Raw genomic sequence first — 18,105 nt, 5'->3', positions numbered from 1 at the left:
CCCCTGCACAACCCCGCCCACGTGCTGGGTCTGAAGGCAGCCCAGGAAACCTACCCCGGCGTCCCCATGGTTGCCGTATTCGACACCGCTTTCCACGGCACCATGCCCGAGCACGTCTACCGCTACACTGTTCCCGAAGAACTGGTTGAGAAGTACGGCGTGCGCCGCTACGGCTTCCACGGCACCAGCCACGACTACGTCACCGGCATTGCCGCTGACTTCCTGGGCCTGGACCGCTCCGAATTCAACGGCGTTATCGCCCACCTGGGTAACGGCGCGTCCGTCACCGCTGTTGAGGGCGGTAAGTGCCTGGATACCTCCATGGGCTACACCCCCCTGGCTGGCCTGGTCATGGGTACCCGCTCCGGCGATATTGACCCCTCCGTGTTGACCTCCATCATGATGCGCGACCCCGAAATGACCCCCGCTAAGATGGACTCCCTGCTGAACAAGGAGTCCGGCCTGCTCGCTATCGCTGGCAACAACGACATGCGCGCCGTGGTTGAGGCTATGGAAGCTGGGGACGAGCGCGCCAAGCTGGCCCTGGACATGACTTCCTACCGCCTGGCTAAGTACATTGGCGCCTACCATGTAGCTGTTGGTGGTGCTAAGGCCCTGGTCTTCACCGCAGGTATTGGTGAGAACTCCCACCAGTTCCGTGAGCTAGCTGTTGAGCGCCTGGGCGCCCTGGGCATCAAGCTGGACGCCGAAGCCAACAAGGTACGTGGCGACGAGCCCCGCATCATCTCCACCGAGGACTCAGCTATCCCCGTACTGGTCGTTCCCACCAACGAGGAAAAGGCTATCGCTGAGGCTACCGAGGCTCTGGTTGCCTAAGTTTTAGGGCCTCACCGCTGATAGGGCGGGGTTTCTTTCGAACTACGGTCTTTACTGTGTTTCGAAGGAAACCCCGCTTTTCGTTTCTATCCAGGTAGCAAGGCCCACAAGGCTAGGAGCACCCCGAAGAGACTCTTGAAAAACCTATCGATTTTTTTTAGATAACTTCTTGACAGGATTTAGCCATGGTATTAAAGTCAGAAGCACAAGAACTCACTCTTGATCCCCAAGTCTCAGCCAAAGACGGCTGACCAAGCACTCAAGGAGTACCTCAGGTGAAAACTTAATTTGTTTCTAAACTTATTGCCACTACCGCAGTATTATTAACAACCTTCACTATAAGTGACGTCACAGCAGCGGAAGCAAGTTCTGCGTTTCCGAATGAAATCAAGATTAGCGAAATACAGTCAATTGACAAACAGAGCGTCCCGAATACTGCAGAAACACTAAAATTGATTGAGGATTTATCGAATAGCCCTAATCCCAGTTTATCTTACAGCCAACTCACCGCCATTGAGAGAATGGCCGTGGATAAATATACTACTGTTACACACGAGAAAGAAACATTTGTTGAATTTTCACCACTAGCACACTGGGAGACTTACACAGCAGGGGAAAAACCATTACCAGCAGGAGCCCCTTTCACCCCCTCAGCCACATTACCCTACTGCAGAAGCGGTGCTGCAACCAGCGGAGGCTACAATGCCTTCAACCAAAGAGTTCGAACTGTTACCGTTGAAGGAAGATGGTGTGAGCATCGGGGCAAAGTCGTAAGCGCAGAAATACTTAACCACTATGCGTCCACCTCCCTACCCGGTACTACATATTCTTTCAATAATTCAGGCACACATATCTCCCACATAGTAGCTACCAGACGAGCCAATATGATGGCAAACTACTCATTTAGCATTGTTTGGAATGGAGTACTTGCGCAAAACCTGTGTACTCGCCTGCACGGTTACATCAATGGAATAACTACCCAGGATACGAGCTGTTCTGTTCTTTAGAGCTAGATTTATAGACAAGGCCGCTCAATGAATTAGTTTTTCCAGACTCACGTTCACCGTTTTCCGGCACCAGCAGAGCTTCACCATAAACTCTGCTGGCCCAAATCATTATCAGCAAAGGATTTTGCCCCATGACAAAACAAATGAAGAAAGAAGGTCTCCCTCTCCTCATCCACGTGCAGGGAATAGGGACTATAGTCGCATATTTTGCCCCTTTCCTTATAGTGCCCATGCTAATTTTAAATATTTTTAGCATCTTACACTCCCTAGTAAGCCACCAAGCCATGCAAAAAAAATATTTTTTTCAAATCCTTTTCTTACTTACTACAGTCATTTTCCTACTTGCCCATACGATAACTCAAACTAAGAACGTTTTTTAAAAAATAGGTGAAAAGCTAATATCACAAGATAAAATATCGAGTCAGGTCCATCTGAAACATCAGGCTTTTCTTGCTACTGTTGAACCAGAACACACCGCCTAACCAGCAGGAAATCGCATGAGTGAGAACAACCCCGGCACCACCCCGCCCTACCCGCAGCAACCCGGCCCACAGGCGTCCGCGCACATCAATGAACAAGGCCTCACCCAGCCCCTACCCAACGACCTCAGCGACGGCTGGCTACCCGAAGACATGCGCCAGCGGCCCCTCTCGCCCCTGCCCGCGCCCAAGCTCTTCGGCTTCCAATCCCTGCTGCCCTTCAAGTTCCTCAATGCACTGCGCCACCCTGCGGAACTGCCCCTGGTCGTCATGGCCTACGCGCTCACCATCATGCTCTACGTGGGCGGCGGTATCTACCTCATCTACTCACTCTTCAGCAGTGTGCTGGGGGGCGACTTCGTCAACTACCAAATCAGTAACCTGGTCGGCCAACTCATCGCCATCGCTATCTACCTGCCCCTGGGCATCTTCTTCGTACGCGGTGCCATGTACGGCCAGCTACGTCTCAGCGGGGTGCGTATTACCCCCACCCAGTTCCCCGAGGCCTACCAGATGGTTGTTGAAGCCGCCCACGCCGCCGGCCTGCGCCGCGTGCCCGACGCCTACGTCGTACTCGGCAACGGCCAAATCAACGCCTTCGCCTCGGGCCATGGGCACCGCCGCTTCATCGCCATCTACTCCGACCTCTTCGAAATCGGTGGCGCAGCCCGCAACCCCGAGGCCCTGCGCTTCATCATCGGGCACGAGGTGGGGCATATCGCCGCCGGTCACGTCAGCTACTTCCGCCTGATTTTCACCAGCTTCTTCATGCAGATTCCGATCCTCGGCAACCTGCTCTCCCGCACCCAGGAATACACCGCCGACAACTTCGGCTACCGCTACGCCCCCGACGGCGCCGAAACCACCACCACCGTACTCGCCGCCGGTAAGTACCTGATGAACGACGTGAACTTCCACGAACTGGCCAACCGGGCCGTCTACGAGCGCGGCTTCTTCACCTGGTTCGCAAACATCGGCTCCACCCACCCGCCGGTGACCTGGCGCGCCCACGCCCTGCGCGACCGCACCGAGCCCGGCCGCCTGATCTGGCGCCCCAAGAACAACCCGCCCTACCCGCTCTCCATGATTCCGGCAGCTGAGCCCGCCGAAGCCTGGGCCGACCCCCTACAGGCCACCGACCACCTGGCCACCTACCCCGAACGCGCCGACAACCAGCACTGGGGTTCAGTCAACACCACCTACCGCCCCCCAGCCCAGTACCGCGACCGCACGGTAGGCGACATGCTCTACACCGGCTGGGTACCCCCACAGTACCGCCAGCGTACCCCCTGGAACAGCTTCGGCACCCCCTCACCGCAGGGCACCCAGCAGGCACCTGGCCAGTCACCTGAGCAGCAGGGTCAGGACGCCGGTAGCAGCCCAGGTACTACGCCTCGGGAAGGTGAGCGACCGGCGGCCGCCCCGGACAACCCGCCCGCTGACCAGAGCTAACCCTCGACACTAAAACCCCACCCCAACCTATTGCCCAAATCATAGGCACGGGTTAAGGTGGGGTTTATTAGCCCTCAAGGAAGAAGGTGAGCCCCATGGGTTTTCTCTACGCTATCGCAGGTATTGTCGCCCTGGTTCTAGCCGCGCGCGGCGGCGCTAAGTGGTACGAGGCTGAAAAAGGCAAAGAGTAGAATGGGCTAAATGGCCCTACCCCAGAAATTGCGTTCCTGGCGCCCCAACCCGCTGATTACCCTGATTCTGCTCGCCGTTGCCCTGGCGATTATCTTCCCGGCGCGCGGGGACTTCGCCGAAGGGTTCAGCGTAGCCACCAAAATCGCTATCGGCCTGCTCTTCTTCCTCTACGGCGCCCGGCTCTCACCCCAGGAGGCCCTGCAGGGCCTGAAAAACTGGCGGCTCCACAGCACCATTCTGGGCTTTACCTACCTCATCTTCCCGCTCATTGGCCTAGCCCTCTACCCCATCCAGGGAATTATCGGCCGGGAGCTCTACCTGGGTCTACTCTTTATGACCCTGGTGCCGTCCACTGTGCAGTCCTCAGTGGCTTTCACCTCTATCGCCAAGGGCAATGTGGCAGGGGCAATTGTTAGCGCGAGTGCCTCAAATATCGTGGGCGTGATAGCCACTCCCCTGCTGGTCATGTTGCTGATGCAGAGCGATCAGCTCACCATCTCAGGCTCCGTTTTTGGCGATATCGCACTCCAGCTACTGCTGCCCTTCGTACTGGGGCAGCTCCTACGCCGCTGGGTGGGCGACATAGCCAAGAACAAGCTCACCAAGCACGTTGACCGTCTCTCCATTGCCATGGTGGTCTACGCGGCTTTTTCGGATGGCATTGTACAGGGCATCTGGACCCGCATCAGCCCCTGGCAGATTCTGCTCCTGGTTCTTCTGTCTATTGCCCTGGTGGAGTTCCTGCTCTGGCTCAGCGGGGTTGTCTCAAAGAAGCTGGGCTTTAGCTACGGCGACCGGGTGGCGGTGCAGTTCTGCGGCTCAAAGAAGTCCCTGGCAACCGGACTACCCATGGCAGCGGTAATTTTCGGGGGCGGAGCCGTGGGTGCCCTCATTCTGCCGCTCATGATTTTCCACCAGGTGCAGCTCATGATTTGCGCCGCCAAGGCCGCCCGCTGGGGCAGGCAGACCCAAGCTTCATAGCGAAAATCATAGTGACTGTCATGGTGAAAATAGCCATCATGGTTAGCAATGATGTTGACTTTTCACTATGACATCCCCATGCTTTAACCATGACCTGGACATCCGAACGCCTTACCGAAACCCTCAAACAGCTACGTCAGCGCCAAGGTGACACCACCGCCATTGAAGTCAAGAAAGCCCAGGGAGGCATGCCGACCCGCCTAGGGGAAACCCTCTGCGCCTTTGCCAATATGCCTAGTGGCGGAACTATTATTCTAGGTGTCGACGAGAAGGCAGGGTTCACCGTTACCGGGGTACCCCAGGTTGCCCAGCTTGAAGCAGCGATTGCTGCACATAACCGAAACGATGTTACTCCGGCCCCGTATCTAGAGTTCACTTCCCTCTCCCCAGAAGAGGATGAGCCCACTACCGTACTCATTGTTGAAGTCCAGGGGCTCCCCATTACAGACGAGCCTGCCACCTACAAGGGTGTATCGTATCTTCGCCAGTCAGACGGTGACTACGCCATGAACCCCGTGGAGCTACGCATGATTGAGATTGCTAAACTCCATACTTCTGAGCACGTTCGCTATGATGCCCAGCCTGCTCCCAACAGCACCAGGGCAGATTTAAACCCCCAGCTCGTCAAGAGCTACCTGGAGCATACCCGGGCAAGCAGCAGGCGTATGCGACAGCTAGAGGACGAAGATATTCTCAGGGCAACAGGTGTCTTAGACCCCCAGGGCACCCCCACTGTAGCGGGTTTGTACGGACTAGGTTTTTACCCGCAGGGCCCTGAACCTGCGCTCGGGGTGACCGCCGCCGTCCTCACCACCCGCAACGGCACGTCTCGAAGCCGCAATCTTGAACATTTCGATGGAGCCGTACCTGACCTGCTTGCGGACCTCACGAACTGGGTGGAGGCCAACCTCCCCACCTACCAGGTCTACAACGGCAGTGGGGACCTCTACGATCAAACAGTTCTCCCCATGACCGCAGTGCGTGAAGTCATTGCCAACGCCCTGGTTCACCGTGACCTGAGCCCCCTGACACTCAGCACCGGCAAATCTGTGCAGGTCCGCATCACAGAGCGGTGCCTCATCGTTGAGAGCCCCGGTGGATTGCGCGGCCTGTCCACCCACCAGCTCCTGAGCGAAGAACATGCTCAGGCAGCGGTCAATCAGAGGCTCTATCACCTGATGAAGAACAGTGAAACCTCAGATGGGGCTCGGGTTATTGAGGGCGAGGGCGGAGGGATTCGGGAGGTCCAGCAGGCCCTTGAAGCGGTAGGGGCACCCACACCTATTTTCACCGATACTGGGGTCAAATTTCGGGTAGTTCTCTGGTTTGCAGAGCACCCCCTGCCTGCCCGCCAGGAACAGCCAGCATCTCCTGTGCCGACACATCGCCCTAGCGTGTACCCCTCATCTCCTGCCCCGGTTCTACCCCAGGGAGTCGGCAAGAATACCCCCCTTATTGCGCAGTCTCTTGCATCCGGTCAGGTGCTGACGCGTGCTCAGCTTGCCGACGAGACCGGGCTCAGCCCCGCCCAGGTTCGCTACGCTGTAGAGCAGCTCCTTGAGGCAGGCCTAGTTGCGATGGTGGGTGAGCGAGGACGCAAGGGAACCGGCTACCGCTGGGTGGGTTAAGACGACGCCGGGTTCAGCTCCCGCAGAATATCAACGAGGAGGCGGGCGGCGGCGTCCTGCTCCGAACTTACCCGAAGCACCGCAAAAACCCGGCAGCGGCCCAGGGGCTCACTCACCCACAGGTTTCCGGTGCGGACCCCCTGCCGCGAGCAAACACAGGGTGGGTAAGGATTTTCTCGCGGGCTTCATCGCCAACATTCTCAACCCCAAAATCGCGGTCTTCTACATCGCCAGCGTGCCGCCCTTTATGGTAGCCAGCGTGCACCCCTTCATCATGGGCAGCCTGCTAGCCCTCATCCACGGCGGCATTAACGTACTCTGGTTTACCCTCATCATTTCGCTGGCCTCACTGGCTATGAAATGGCTGCTACACCCGCGAGCCACCCTCGTCATCGACGGCATCGCAGGGTCAGTGCTACTGGTCTTTGGCGTACTGATTTTGGTGGAGGCGGCGCACAAGTTGCTCTAGGGCACCCTGGGCGGTGTGCATAACCAGAAAGGACCATCTAAATCAGAAAAACCCATCTGGTTCGTGGGTTTTTCTGATTTAGATGGTACCTACCCAGGGGTGGGTGGGGCCTGCCTACAGCCCCAACGCCTCCACAGCCCGAATCAGAGAGATATGAGCCAGGGCCTGGGGGAAGTTGCCGGTGAGGCGTTGCTGTTCAAAGTCGTACTCGGCGCTCATCAGCCCCAGGTCGCTGGCGCAGTCCAGGACGGTGTCGATGAGGGCGCGTCCGTCCGCCTCCCGGCCGGAGTGGATGTACTGCTCTGCCAGCCAGAGGGAGGAGATGAAGTGGGGGTTGTCCTGCCCCTCAAAGCCGTCTTGGGAGTCGGAGTTGTCGTAGCGGTAAATCATGCCCGAGGAGTGGCGAATGGTCGCTTCAATACGTTCAACGGTTGCCAGCATGCGGGGGTCATCCCAGTCTACGAGCCCAATCTGGGGTAGTTGCAGCAGGGAGGCGTCCACGGCGGTGCCGCCGTAGGTTGAGACGAAGCAGCCCAGGTCAGCGTTGAAGCCGCGGCTCAGGATTTCATCTGCAACGGCGTCGCGGCAGTGTTCCCAGGTGGCGGCGTCCCCGTCGAGCCCGAAGTCGCGCACAGCGGAAACACCGGCGTCAAAGGCTGCCCAGAGCATAGCCTGGGAGTGGGTGTAGACGGCAGGTTCACCGAAGGCCTCCCACATGGAGCGGTCGGTGTCGCCGATGCGTTCGGTGGCGGCGTTGAGCAGGGCCTTCTGGATAGGCCAAGAGAGGTGGTCTTCTGCTACGCCCGCTTCGCGCAGGTTGGCGAAGGTAACGAGCACCTAGCCCAGGGCGTCCCCCTGGAACTGGTCGCCCGAGCCGTTGCCGCTTCTCACCGGCTGGGACCCCTCGTAGCCGGGCAGGGCGAGGCGGCGCTCGATGTCGTCCTTTTCGCCAGCCAGGCCGTAGACCGCGTGAATGCGGCGCGGGTTGTTGGCTAGGGCTCGCAGGATCCAGTTACGCAGCTGGGCGGTCTCACGCTCGTGGCCGTGGGTGAGGGTTACGTCCATGGCCATAGAGACATCGCGCAGCCAGGTGAAACGGAAGTCGTAGTTGCGTTTACCCCCAATGACTTCGGGCAGGGAGGTGGTCACGGAGGCGACCAGAGCACCGGTTTCACGGGAGATCAGGGCGCGCAAGACCAGCAGGGACCGCAGGCGGGCTTCCCGGTAGCGGGCGTTGGCTTCTTCGCGGTGGTCCTCGGCGGTGGGGGCAACAACCTGGCTCGCAGCCGTTTGGGCTAGCTCATGGTAGGTGGCTTCATCGACCTCGGGAGCGGCGGTGTTAGAGCCGGTTTCCAGCAGAATTGATGAGGTCTTAGCTTCTTCTAGCTCTTCAACCTCGCGTACCGCCAAAATAGTAGCGGGCGCTTGCTGTGCCTGCTCAGATGCGCGGACGCCGGTGGGCACCTGCCCGCCCTCGGGCAGGTGGGCGAGGGCGGCGTCCTGCCCCTCTGCCTCTAGCAGGGAGTCTGCGGGGCTGCAGAGATCGGACCACTCCTGCCACTGCTCCTGGGTGTAGGTCAGGGCCGTGGGGTAGTCCACCGGGGCAGGCGGATTGTGGTTAGACGCAAAGTAAGACAGGGTAAAAATATAACTCTGACCAGCAGAAACAGTGAAGGTTTCGGCCTTAGATTCGGGGTCACCTTCAGGCAGGGAATCGCCCCGGAAGACCAGGGCATGGGGGCCAGCCATACCCACCAGCATGTCGGCGGACGGGTCGGGGGCGCCGGTGGCGTCCACCCCCTCATAGCGGGTAACCCAGGGAATCGTCTTACCGTAGTCAAAGCGCAGGGCAAGCTCGTGATACATGGTAATCTCACCGGTCAAGCCCTCCACGTTGCGCACAATCGTGGCGCCACCCGAAAGCGGCATAAACTCGGTGACGCGCACCGACGCGTTCCCCACAAACCAGACGGTCTGCAGAATAAAGGTGTTCTCGCGGTAGGAACGCTCCGTGCGGATCTCTTCCACCGGGGCGGGGTTGACCGACTCGAGGGGGGCCAGCAGCCAGCGTCCGTGCTCCCGCTCCCCCAGAAGGGCGGCAAAGACCGCGCGGGAGTCAAAGCGCGGGGCGCAGAACCAGTCAATGGAACCGGTGCGGGAAACCAGCGCGCCGGTGTTCATGTCTGAGAGCAGGGCGTAATCCTCGATGAAAGAAGCCATAGCACCAGTCTAACAGGGCGCTTAGTATCGGCCGGTGGCGCTGAAGGTCATCGAAATTTTCATAAGTGCGTTCTTTGCCCGCACCTATGAAAATTTCGATGACATTCAAGGATCTGCCCCCCTTGTGGGCATACCCCCAGGGGGTATATGTTAAAGGCATGAGCGAAGAACACTGCGCAACCCACCAGGCAGAACACCACCACGGCTACACCGCCGACAAGGATGCCTACCTCAAGCGCCTGCGCCGCATCGAGGGGCAGGTACGCGGCATCCAGCGCATGGTCGACGAGGACGTCTACTGCATCGACATCCTCACCCAGGTCTCTGCCATCAACAAGGCCCTGCACAGCGTCTCCATCCAGCTCCTAGAAGACCACGTTCGGCACTGCGTCGTCGACGCCGCCACCCAAGCAGAAGCCACCGGCGACACCGCCCCCCTCGACGACAAAATCAGCGAAGCAATGGCAGCTATCACCCGTCTCATCAAAAGCTAGAACCCCAAACCCGGCAGGGAATCAACCGACTCCCGCCACCCAAGTACAGGCGTCCGCGCCTCACACCCACAAGGAGAAAACCCATGTCAGCAACCATCGTCAAAGCAACCGGCCTCACCTGCAACCACTGCGCCATGAGCATGCGCGAAGAAATCGAAGAAATTGAGAACGTCACCGGCGTAGAGGTCGACGTGGTCAAGGACGGCGAATCCACCGTCACCATCAACCACACCGGCGACCTGGACGCCGCCGCCGTCTCAGCCGCTATCGAAGAAGCCGGCTTCACCCCCATCAGCTAATCTTCTAGCGAGCTCTGGGGGAGGCCTTGCCTACGGGGACGAGCATTTCCCCGTGGGTGCGGACGCGCGTCTCTGCCAACTAACCTTCTCGCGGGCTCGCAAGCTCGCGCGCGATTCATGCCAGACCCAGCCAGTTGGCTGCCGACGCACGCCCGCACCCGCGGGCGACGGAGGGCGGCTAGCGCCCAGCTGGCTCCGGGGCTGGCGTGAATTGCGACGAGCCCCCAGGCGAGGAGCAAGAGGGTCGCTGGGCAAAGCCGCCCTCCAAAGCTCGCGATATGCGCCCAGCCCCAGGCACTAAACACAACAGACACATCAAGTGAAAGAAGGCGTCATGCCAACCCAATCCACCGCTGAGGTTTTCACCGGTGACACCCGTATCGTGAATCTAAATGTGGGGGGTATGACCTGCGCGTCCTGTGTGGGGCGGGTGGAGCGCAAGCTCAAGAAAATTGGGGTGGATCCCTCGGTCAATCTTCCGCTGGAAACCGCCCGTGTGGTTGCGCCTGCTTCGGTCACTGACCAGCAGCTGATTGAGACGATTGAGAAGGCCGGGTACACGGCGAGCTTGAAGCAGGACGCCGTCGAGCAGGCTGAGGAGGCTGGGCAGGATTCACTCACCCCGCGTCTATGGGTGGCGGCGGTCTTTACCCTGCCGGTGTTTCTGATGTCTATGTTTGCTGCTTTCCAGTTCCCTCACTGGGGCTGGGTGGTTGCCGCTCTAACCCTGCCGGTGGCGACCTGGGCGGCCCTGCCTTTCCACCGCCCGGCCTGGACTAATCTGCGGCACGGTTCTTTCACCATGGATACCCTGATTTCCCTGGGTGTTATCGCTTCTTACGCTTTTTCGCTCTGGCAGCTCCTTATCGACCCGGCTATGACCGCCCATGCCGGGCACGGGGCGTCCTCGCCTGGCAGCCACGGCATGGACCACATGCTCTACTTTGATGCGGCGGCCATGATTACTCTCTTTTTGTTGGCTGGGCGGCAGATTGAGCACCGCACCGCCCAGCGCTCGTCCCAGGCCCTGCGGGCTCTGCTGAACCTGGGGGCTAAGTCTGCCACGGTTCTGCAGGGCGGGAGGGAAGTGCAGATTCCCGTCAAGAATCTGCTCCCCGGTGACCTGTTTTTAGTGCGACCCGGCGAGAAGATTGCGGTGGATGGTGAGGTTGTTGAGGGACGCTCGGCGGTGGACGCCTCCCTGCTGACCGGCGAATCCGTGCCGGTTGAGGTGGGGGTGGGGGACGCCGTCGTTGGCGCAACCATCAACACGTCGGGTTCGCTGACGGTGCAGGCGACCCGGGTGGGGGCCGATACTGTGCTGGCCCAGATGAGTCGCACCGTGGCGGAGGCTCAGTCTACTAAGGCCCCTATTGCCCGCCTGGCTGACCGGGTTTCTGCGGTTTTTGTGCCGGTGGTGATTGCCCTGGCCCTGACGACCCTGGTCGGCTGGTTGCTGGTGACCGGCGATGTCAATGCGGCTTTTACCGCTGCGGTGTCGGTGCTGGTTATTGCCTGCCCTTGCGCCCTGGGCCTGGCAACCCCAACGGCCCTGTTGGCGGGTACTTCGCGTGGGTCCCAGCTGGGTATTCTGATTCGATCGGCCCAGGTGCTTGAATCTACTAAGCGCCTGACCACCGTGGTGCTCGATAAGACCGGCACCGTGACCACCGGGGCCCTGGCTCTGGCTGAGGTGATTCCTCTGGCAGGCTCTGGGGGCCAGGACGTCGCCCGCCTGCTGGCGCTGGCCGGGGCAGCTGAGTCTCGCTCGGAGCACCCCATTGCCCGGGCTATTACTCAGGCGGCTCAGGCTGAGGCGCACCTGCGGGGGCAGGCCCTACCGCAGGTCACTGATTTTGCCTCCTCCCCCGGCGGAGGCGTGCGGGCCACCCTGCAAGAAGAGGTTTCCGCAGGTGAGAGCCGGGAGGTCACTGTGCTGGTGGGCCAGCCTAGCTTCCTTACCGCTGAGGGTATCGAGTTGAACGAAACCCAAACCCACGTCCTGCTTACCGAGCAGGAAGCTGGGCGCACCACCGTCGTCCTCGCTATCGGGGGGCAGCCCGTCGGCCTGCTGGCCCTGCACGATACCCCCAAGGCCGGTGCGTCCGAGGCCCTGGCCGAGCTGCGGGCCCTGGGTCTTACCCCGGTTCTGCTAACCGGGGATGCCGAGCCTGTCGCCCGTGCCGTGGCGGCCGAGGTGGGTATCGCCCCGGCTGACGTCCATGCGGGGGTCAGCCCCTCCGACAAGCTGGCTACCATTACCCGCCTGCAGGAGGGCGGGGCCGGGGTTGCCATGGTGGGCGACGGCGTAAACGATGCCGCCGCCCTGGCCCAGGCGGACGTGGGCGTAGCCATGGGGTCGGGCACCGACGTGGCCATGGAGGCTGCCGATATGACCGTTGTTCGCAGTGACCTGGGCTCACTGCCGACGGCGATTCGGCTTTCGCGGGCTACCCTGCGCCTGATTAAGAGCAACCTGTTTTGGGCGTTTGCCTACAATACGGTGGCGATTCCGGTGGCGGCTGCGGGCCTGCTTAACCCCATGATTGCGGCAGCGGCCATGGCTTTCTCGTCGGTATTCGTGGTGCTTAACTCCGCCCGCCTGCTCCGCTTCTCTTAACCCCGGGCGTCCGCCCCCTGCTCGCATCGAGGGGACCGCAAAACTTAAAAAGAACCGCATAATATGCGGTCCTTTTTAAGAAATGAGGTCCCCTTACTAGGGGTGGGAAGGGGCTAGAGGGCGGGCATAATATCGCGGACGATGGCCTGCAGCTGGCGCAGGTTGAAGTCCACTCCCAGCATGTTGGGGATCGTCACCAGCAGGGTGTCTGCCTCGGCCACAGCCTCGTCCTGGGCCAGCTCCTCGGCGATTTTGTCGGGCTCACCAATGTAGCTCTTACCGAAGCGGGAGACGGCGCCGTCCAGGATACCGACCTGGTCCTGGCCCTCAGCCTGGGCGCGCAGGCCGAAGTAGTAGTTACTCTGCTCGTCAATAATCGGAATAATCGAGCGCGATACCGAGGTACGCGGAGTGCCCTCGTGCCCGGCGTCCGCCCATGCTTGCTTGAAGATACGCAGCTGTTCGGCCTGCAGCTGGTCAAAGGGCACGCCGGTGTCTTCCAGCAGCAGGGTGGAAGACATAAGGTTCATTCCCTGCTCGCCGGTCCAGCGGGCGGTGTCGCGGGTGCCAGCACCCCACCAGATGCGGCGGGGCAGGCCGGGTGACTGGGGCGTAATCGGGTCAAGCTGGGTGGGGTCAGAAACGCTCTGTGCGATGCCCTTACCGGCGATAGCCTCACGGAAGAGGGCGGTGTGGCGGCGGGCCATGTCAGACTCGTCCTCACCCTCAGCGGGCAGGTAGCCGAAGTGAGCAAAGCCCTTGTAGACGGTTTCGGGTGACCCGCGGGAGATACCCAGCTGTAGGCGCTCGTTACCGGCAATCAGGTCGACCATGGCGGCCTGTTCTGCCATGTAGAGCGGGTTTTCGTAGCGCATGTCGATGACGCCGGTGCCCAGCTCGATGGTGGAGGTGCGGGCCCCTGCGGCAGCCAGCAGGGGGAAGGGGGACATCTGCTGCTGGGCGAAGTGATGGACGCGGTAGAAGGCCCCGTCCAGCCCGATTTCTTCAGCGCCGACAGCCAGGTCGATGGCCTGGTGGAGCATGTTGGCGCCCGTGCGGGTTTTGGAGCCGGGGTAGTCGCCGTAGTGGCCAAAGGAGAGGAAGCCTATTTTAGGTGCCATGGTTGTATGCCTTTCAGGTTGATTGCCCTTACAGGCATTACTTTACCAGGAAAGCATTGCGGGCGACAGGCTAGCTAGCCAGCATTCTCGCCCGATAGGCCGATGGTGATTCACCGTATTCAGCCTTAAAAGCCTTACTCACATGCGAGGGATCAAACAAGGCATAGCGGGCACTGATGGTCTGCACCGAATCCCCGCGGTAAAGGGGGTTAGCCAGATCTTCTCGAATGCACTCCAGACGGCGGGTGCGGATGTAGGTAGAGACGGTCTGCTGATTGTCCGCAAACCTGCCGTGCAACTGTCTCAGGGAGATGTAGAGAGCGTCAGCGATTTTACCGGGGCCCAGGTCAGGGTCACCCAGGTGCTCTTCAATATAGGCGACAGCCTGGTGAAAGAGCATATTGCCCGGCGAGCGCCCGGCTTCGTTTGATTCTGCCGCCATGACAGTAATAAGCATTTCGAGGGCTGAGCGTACGAGAGCCAGAGCATGGGGGCCGCTAAGTTCGTCAAGGTTAGCTGCGAGCTGCTCAAAGAGGGGCACGGCGAATTTTCCGAGCCCCTGCTGATCAGAGACGGGGGTGGCAGTAATGACCCGTACATAGTCGGCCCCCAGGTGCACGAAGTTTTGCGGGAAGAGCACGATGAGACTGCGCTGCTGGCCGGGGTATTCGAGCTGGTAGGGGCGCTTGATCACATAGAGGGCCAGGTCGCCAGGGCGCAGGCGGCAGGTGCGCCCGTCCTGAGTGAGCACGGCTTCGCCGTCGAGTTGCAGGCTGAGTTTGCAGTAGCCGTTGTGTTCGGCGTCGTGCGCGCCGGGGGTGCGGGCGACACTGTGGGCGGAGGTGGTCATGTCGAAGAGTTCCACATCCCCCAGGGAGGCGGTACGGACGCTGGCACTAAAGTTTTCGGGGTTATCGCAGGTAATGCGCAGGTCGCCAAAGCTTTCGCGCGCACCTGCGCGCCAGTCGGTGAAGCTGAGTTCTTGGTGCTGCCTGAAGCGGTAGACTGCGCGATTTTCTTCTTGGCTCACGTGGGCACCCTCCTGCTGTCCTGCGGCCACGCAAGTGACCGGGCGCACACTGCGCCAAATACTGTGCACGGCTCGCCTAACGCGCATAAAACCATGACTCACATCATAGATGTAACCGTTTTTAACAGCAAGGAGATTGACAATGCTGTCACTACCTACATCCTACTCAGAACTGGTGAGCCGCGTGACCGCGGGTGGTACCCGCGAGGTTTTCGACCCGGCCACCGAAGAACTTATCGGCCTGGCACCCGAGCAGGGCACCGACGTCCTTGACCAGCTTGTCACCAAGGCACGGGAGGCTCAGCCGGCCTGGGCGGCTCTCTCTCACGCCGAGCGTAGCGACTACCTCATGAAGATGGCGGACGTTATCGAGCAGGCCTCCGAGCCCCTGGCCGAACTGCTGTCGCGCGAGCAGGGCAAGCCCCTCAACGGCCCCAATGCCCGGTTTGAGCTGGGCGGTTGCGTGGCTTGGACTCGCGCCACCGCATCGTTCGGCATGGAGGAAGAGACCCTGGTGGATGACGGCGAGACCCGCGCTGTGCTCAACTACCGCCCCATTGGCGTAGTAGGCGGCATTGGCCCCTGGAACTGGCCGCTCATGATTACCATTTGGCAGATTGCCCCAGCCCTGCGCATGGGCAACACCATTGTGCTCAAGCCGTCCGAGTACACCACCCTGAGCGTGCTGGCCCTGGTTGATGTAATCAACACCGTACTCCCCGAGGGAGTTGTGCAGATTATCCCGGCAACTCCCGAGGTAGGCGCTACCATGACCACTCACCCGGGCATCGATAAGATTACCTTTACCGGATCCACCGCTACCGGCAAGAAGATTGCCGGATCAACGGCCGACACCCTCAAGCGCCTCACCCTGGAGCTGGGCGGCAATGACGCCGGTATCGTGCTGGATGACGCCGACCCCAAGGCCATCGCCGAGGGGCTTTTCTGGGGTGCTTTTATCAACACCGGCCAGACCTGCGCGGCTCTTAAGCGCCTCTATGTGCCCGACCCCCTCTACGATCAGGTCTGCAACGAGCTGGTTGCCGTTGCCCAGAATATACCCATGGGTGTAGGTCTTGATGAGCAGAATGCCCTGGGCCCCCTGCAGAACAAGGCCCAGTACGACATCATTGCCACCCTGGTTCAGAAGGCTAAGGACGCCGGCGCGCGCGTCCTGCTGGGTGGCAACCCTGATGAAGAGGCCAAGGGCTTCTTCTACCCCACCACCCTGATTGCCGATATCGACAAGGACAACCCCCTGGTGGTTGAGGAGCAGTTTGGCCCGGCCCTGCCGATTATCCGCTACTCCACCCTGAAGGAAGCCCTCAAAGAGGCCAACAAGCTGAACGTGGGCCTGGGCGCCTCGGTCTGGTCATCGAATATTGAGCGGGCCCGCGAGGTTGCCGCCAAGATTGAGGCCGGCACCGTCTGGATCAACAAGCACGGCGCGATTGACCCCCGCATCCCCTTCGGCGGCATCAAGGAGTCAGGTTACGGCGTGGAGTTTGGCGTCGAGGGCCTCAAGCATATGGGCCTGCCGCAGGTTATCTGCGAATAAACCCCGTCCTTCCCCTGCCCCGTCCGGACGCACCCGGGCGGGGCAGGCGTCCTTAACCTCCCTGCGGGCGGGGTCGGCTAGAAATTACTGACCGAGCGTTAAAAAATTTCTCGCGCAAACCTATTGCACACCCCACATTTTCGTATATGATTTCAAACAAATGTGACCTCCACCTCACGGGGGCGCATATCATCCACCCCCGCACACAAGGAGACACCGATGTCTTCACACATGGCAGCCACCACCCGTCACCGGGTCAGCCGCGAAGAAAAGAAGGTGTTAGCAGGCACCCTCATCGGCACCACCATCGAATGGTACGACTTCTTCATCTACGCCCAGGCCGCAGGCCTGATTCTTGCCACCCAGTACTTCATCCCCGAAGGCGAAGACAAGACTATCGCCCAGATTGTTTCATGGGCGTCCCTGGGTATTAGCTTCATCTTCCGCCCGCTCGGCGCTATCGTCGCCGGCCACATCGGCGACAAGTTCGGCCGCCGCATCACCCTGGTGCTCACCCTTATTCTGATGGGTATCGCCACCGTCGGTATCGGTTTTGTGCCCACCTACGCCCAAATCAGCATCGCAGCGCCCATCATTATCGTGGTGCTGCGTATTCTCCAGGGCTTCTCAGCCGGCGGCGAATGGGGCGGTGCCGCCCTCATGTCGGTGGAGCACGCACCCCGCAACAAGCGCGGCTTCTTCGGAGCCTTCCCCCAGATTGGCGTACCCCTGGGCATGATTCTGGCAACCCTGGTTAACCTCTTCCTCAACTCCATTTTGACCGAAGAGCAGTTCCTCAGCTTTGGCTGGCGCATTCCCTTCTGGTCGTCCATCATCCTGATTCTGGTGGGCTTCTACATCCGCCACTCCGTTGAAGAATCCCCCGTCTTCAAGGAGATGCAGAACCTCAAGAAGCGCGAATCAGCTCCGCTCAAGCAGCTCTTTAAGGGCAACACCAAAGAGGTTGTGCTGGCAGCCCTGATCTTCATCGCCAACAACGCAGCAGGCTACCTGGTCATCGCCTTCTTCATCTCCTACGGCGTGAAGGCCCTGGGCATGACCCGCGGCGACGCCATGACCGCCTCACTTATTGGTGGCCTAGGCTGGCTTACCTTCACCATGGTCGGCGGCTGGATGAGCGACAAGATTGGCCGCGTACGCACCTTCCAGCTGGGTTACAGCTTTATGATTCTCTGGGCCGTACCCATGTGGTTCCTGATTGACAGTGGCAACACAGCCCTCTTCACCCTGGCTATTTTCGTCCTCACCATTGGTCTGGGCCCCTCCTACGGCCCCCAGTCAGCCATGTACGCCGAAATGTTCCCGGCTTCCGTGCGATTCTCGGGCATCTCGATTGGCTACGCCATCGGCGCGATTCTGGGTGGCGCTTTTGCCCCCATGATTGCTGAGATGATTCTGAAGCAGACCGGCCAGTCCTGGATGATTGGCATCTACATCGCAGCACTGGCTGTGGTGTCAGTGATTGCGGTCAGCATGGTACCCAAGAGCAACCAGGAGATTGACCTTCACCCCGAAGAGGCATAAGCCCTCAACCCCCGCCACCCACCTGAACTAGCCCCCGAAAGTTGGACTGGTTTAATCCTAGACCGTCAGGGCTGCCAAAGCCTGGCTCCGATACCCCATCGGAGCCAGGCCCTTTAATCGCTCCTGAAGCCTACCGTTGTTATACCAATAGATATAGTCATCAACCGCCTGAC

At 60.1% G+C, this 18,105-nt stretch carries 12 protein-coding genes and 2 pseudogenes; 10 read left to right on the top strand and 4 right to left on the bottom strand.

All coding sequences use genetic code 11. The annotated features are described in order from the left end of the window. The 5 genes and pseudogenes from E4U03_RS10600 to E4U03_RS12930 form a co-directional block, all read left to right on the top strand. Window positions 1–837: acetate/propionate family kinase (locus E4U03_RS10600; RefSeq protein WP_135013689.1), on the top strand; the 837-nt coding region annotated here is incomplete at its 5' end. A 1,504-nt stretch (window positions 838–2,341) separates the two neighbouring features. Beyond that, window positions 2,342–3,775: a M48 family metallopeptidase gene (locus E4U03_RS10595; protein WP_209304162.1), complete on the top strand. Its 1,434-nt coding sequence runs from the start codon at window positions 2,342–2,344 to the stop codon at window positions 3,773–3,775. A 201-nt stretch (window positions 3,776–3,976) separates the two neighbouring features. Next, window positions 3,977–4,948 (top strand): bile acid:sodium symporter family protein, encoded by a 972-nt coding sequence (locus tag E4U03_RS10590; protein ID WP_135013687.1) that lies wholly within the window; start codon window positions 3,977–3,979, stop codon window positions 4,946–4,948. A gap of 89 nt (window positions 4,949–5,037) precedes the next feature. Beyond that, the gene (locus E4U03_RS10585; RefSeq protein WP_135013685.1) at window positions 5,038–6,576 is read left to right on the top strand and encodes an ATP-binding protein; all 1,539 of its coding nucleotides are present in this window, start codon (window positions 5,038–5,040) and stop codon (window positions 6,574–6,576) included. A 157-nt stretch (window positions 6,577–6,733) separates the two neighbouring features. Next, window positions 6,734–7,045, top strand: a pseudogene (locus tag E4U03_RS12930) (LysE family translocator); the annotation flags it as partial. Between the two features lie 114 nt (window positions 7,046–7,159). Here the strand turns inward: E4U03_RS12930 and E4U03_RS13420 are convergent. Further along, window positions 7,160–9,265, bottom strand: a pseudogene (locus E4U03_RS13420) (glycoside hydrolase family 15 protein). A 158-nt stretch (window positions 9,266–9,423) separates the two neighbouring features. On the opposite strand from E4U03_RS13420, the gene E4U03_RS10565 reads away from it, so the two are divergent. The 3 genes from E4U03_RS10565 (at window position 9,424) to E4U03_RS10555 (ending at window position 12,678) form a co-directional block, all read left to right on the top strand. Further along, window positions 9,424–9,759, top strand: a complete 336-nt coding sequence (locus E4U03_RS10565) for a metal-sensitive transcriptional regulator (protein WP_135013679.1) — start codon at window positions 9,424–9,426, stop codon at window positions 9,757–9,759. An 83-nt stretch (window positions 9,760–9,842) separates the two neighbouring features. Continuing rightward, window positions 9,843–10,058 (top strand): heavy-metal-associated domain-containing protein, encoded by a 216-nt coding sequence (locus E4U03_RS10560; RefSeq protein WP_135013678.1) that lies wholly within the window; start codon window positions 9,843–9,845, stop codon window positions 10,056–10,058. A 334-nt stretch (window positions 10,059–10,392) separates the two neighbouring features. After that, window positions 10,393–12,678 (top strand): heavy metal translocating P-type ATPase, encoded by a 2,286-nt coding sequence (locus E4U03_RS10555; protein ID WP_228066192.1) that lies wholly within the window; start codon window positions 10,393–10,395, stop codon window positions 12,676–12,678. Between the two features lie 113 nt (window positions 12,679–12,791). Here the strand turns inward: E4U03_RS10555 and E4U03_RS10550 are convergent, their stop codons facing one another. Both E4U03_RS10550 and E4U03_RS10545 read right to left on the bottom strand, forming a co-directional pair. Next, on the bottom strand, window positions 12,792–13,799 hold the full coding sequence (locus E4U03_RS10550; protein WP_135013677.1) for an LLM class flavin-dependent oxidoreductase: 1,008 nt from the start codon (window positions 13,797–13,799) through the stop codon (window positions 12,792–12,794). Between the two features lie 70 nt (window positions 13,800–13,869). Next, window positions 13,870–14,829 (bottom strand): helix-turn-helix domain-containing protein, encoded by a 960-nt coding sequence (locus E4U03_RS10545; protein ID WP_209304161.1) that lies wholly within the window; start codon window positions 14,827–14,829, stop codon window positions 13,870–13,872. A gap of 142 nt (window positions 14,830–14,971) precedes the next feature. Between E4U03_RS10545 and E4U03_RS10540 the strand changes: the two genes are divergently transcribed. Both E4U03_RS10540 and E4U03_RS10535 read left to right on the top strand, forming a co-directional pair. Further along, a complete protein-coding gene (locus E4U03_RS10540; protein ID WP_135013675.1) occupies window positions 14,972–16,387 on the top strand; it encodes an aldehyde dehydrogenase family protein in 1,416 nt (471 codons plus the stop codon). A gap of 219 nt (window positions 16,388–16,606) precedes the next feature. Continuing rightward, window positions 16,607–17,932 (top strand): MFS transporter, encoded by a 1,326-nt coding sequence (locus tag E4U03_RS10535; RefSeq protein ID WP_135013674.1) that lies wholly within the window; start codon window positions 16,607–16,609, stop codon window positions 17,930–17,932. 57 nt (window positions 17,933–17,989) lie between these two features. Here E4U03_RS10535 and E4U03_RS12925 read toward each other — a convergent pair. Continuing rightward, a partial coding sequence (locus tag E4U03_RS12925; RefSeq protein WP_135011154.1) for an IS3 family transposase occupies window positions 17,990–18,105 on the bottom strand: 116 nt, incomplete at its 5' end.

This window comes from Rothia nasimurium (genome assembly GCF_004569295.1).
Lineage (GTDB): Bacteria > Actinomycetota > Actinomycetes > Actinomycetales > Micrococcaceae > Rothia > Rothia nasimurium_B.
This window is presented reverse-complemented; position numbering and strand designations above follow the sequence as displayed.

Excerpts from the sequence above, each read along its gene's own strand:
- E4U03_RS10595 (WP_209304162.1), top strand. The coding sequence starts at position 2,342 with ATGAGTGAGAACAACCCCGGCACCACCCCGCCCTACCCGCAGCAACCC.
- E4U03_RS10590 (WP_135013687.1), top strand. The coding sequence starts at position 3,977 with ATGGCCCTACCCCAGAAATTGCGTTCCTGGCGCCCCAACCCGCTGATT.
- E4U03_RS10585 (WP_135013685.1), top strand. The coding sequence starts at position 5,038 with ATGACCTGGACATCCGAACGCCTTACCGAAACCCTCAAACAGCTACGT.
- E4U03_RS10565 (WP_135013679.1), top strand. The coding sequence starts at position 9,424 with ATGAGCGAAGAACACTGCGCAACCCACCAGGCAGAACACCACCACGGC.
- E4U03_RS10560 (WP_135013678.1), top strand. The coding sequence starts at position 9,843 with ATGTCAGCAACCATCGTCAAAGCAACCGGCCTCACCTGCAACCACTGC.
- E4U03_RS10555 (WP_228066192.1), top strand. The coding sequence starts at position 10,393 with ATGCCAACCCAATCCACCGCTGAGGTTTTCACCGGTGACACCCGTATC.
- E4U03_RS10550 (WP_135013677.1), bottom strand. The coding sequence starts at position 13,799 with ATGGCACCTAAAATAGGCTTCCTCTCCTTTGGCCACTACGGCGACTAC.
- E4U03_RS10540 (WP_135013675.1), top strand. The coding sequence starts at position 14,972 with ATGCTGTCACTACCTACATCCTACTCAGAACTGGTGAGCCGCGTGACC.
- E4U03_RS10535 (WP_135013674.1), top strand. The coding sequence starts at position 16,607 with ATGTCTTCACACATGGCAGCCACCACCCGTCACCGGGTCAGCCGCGAA.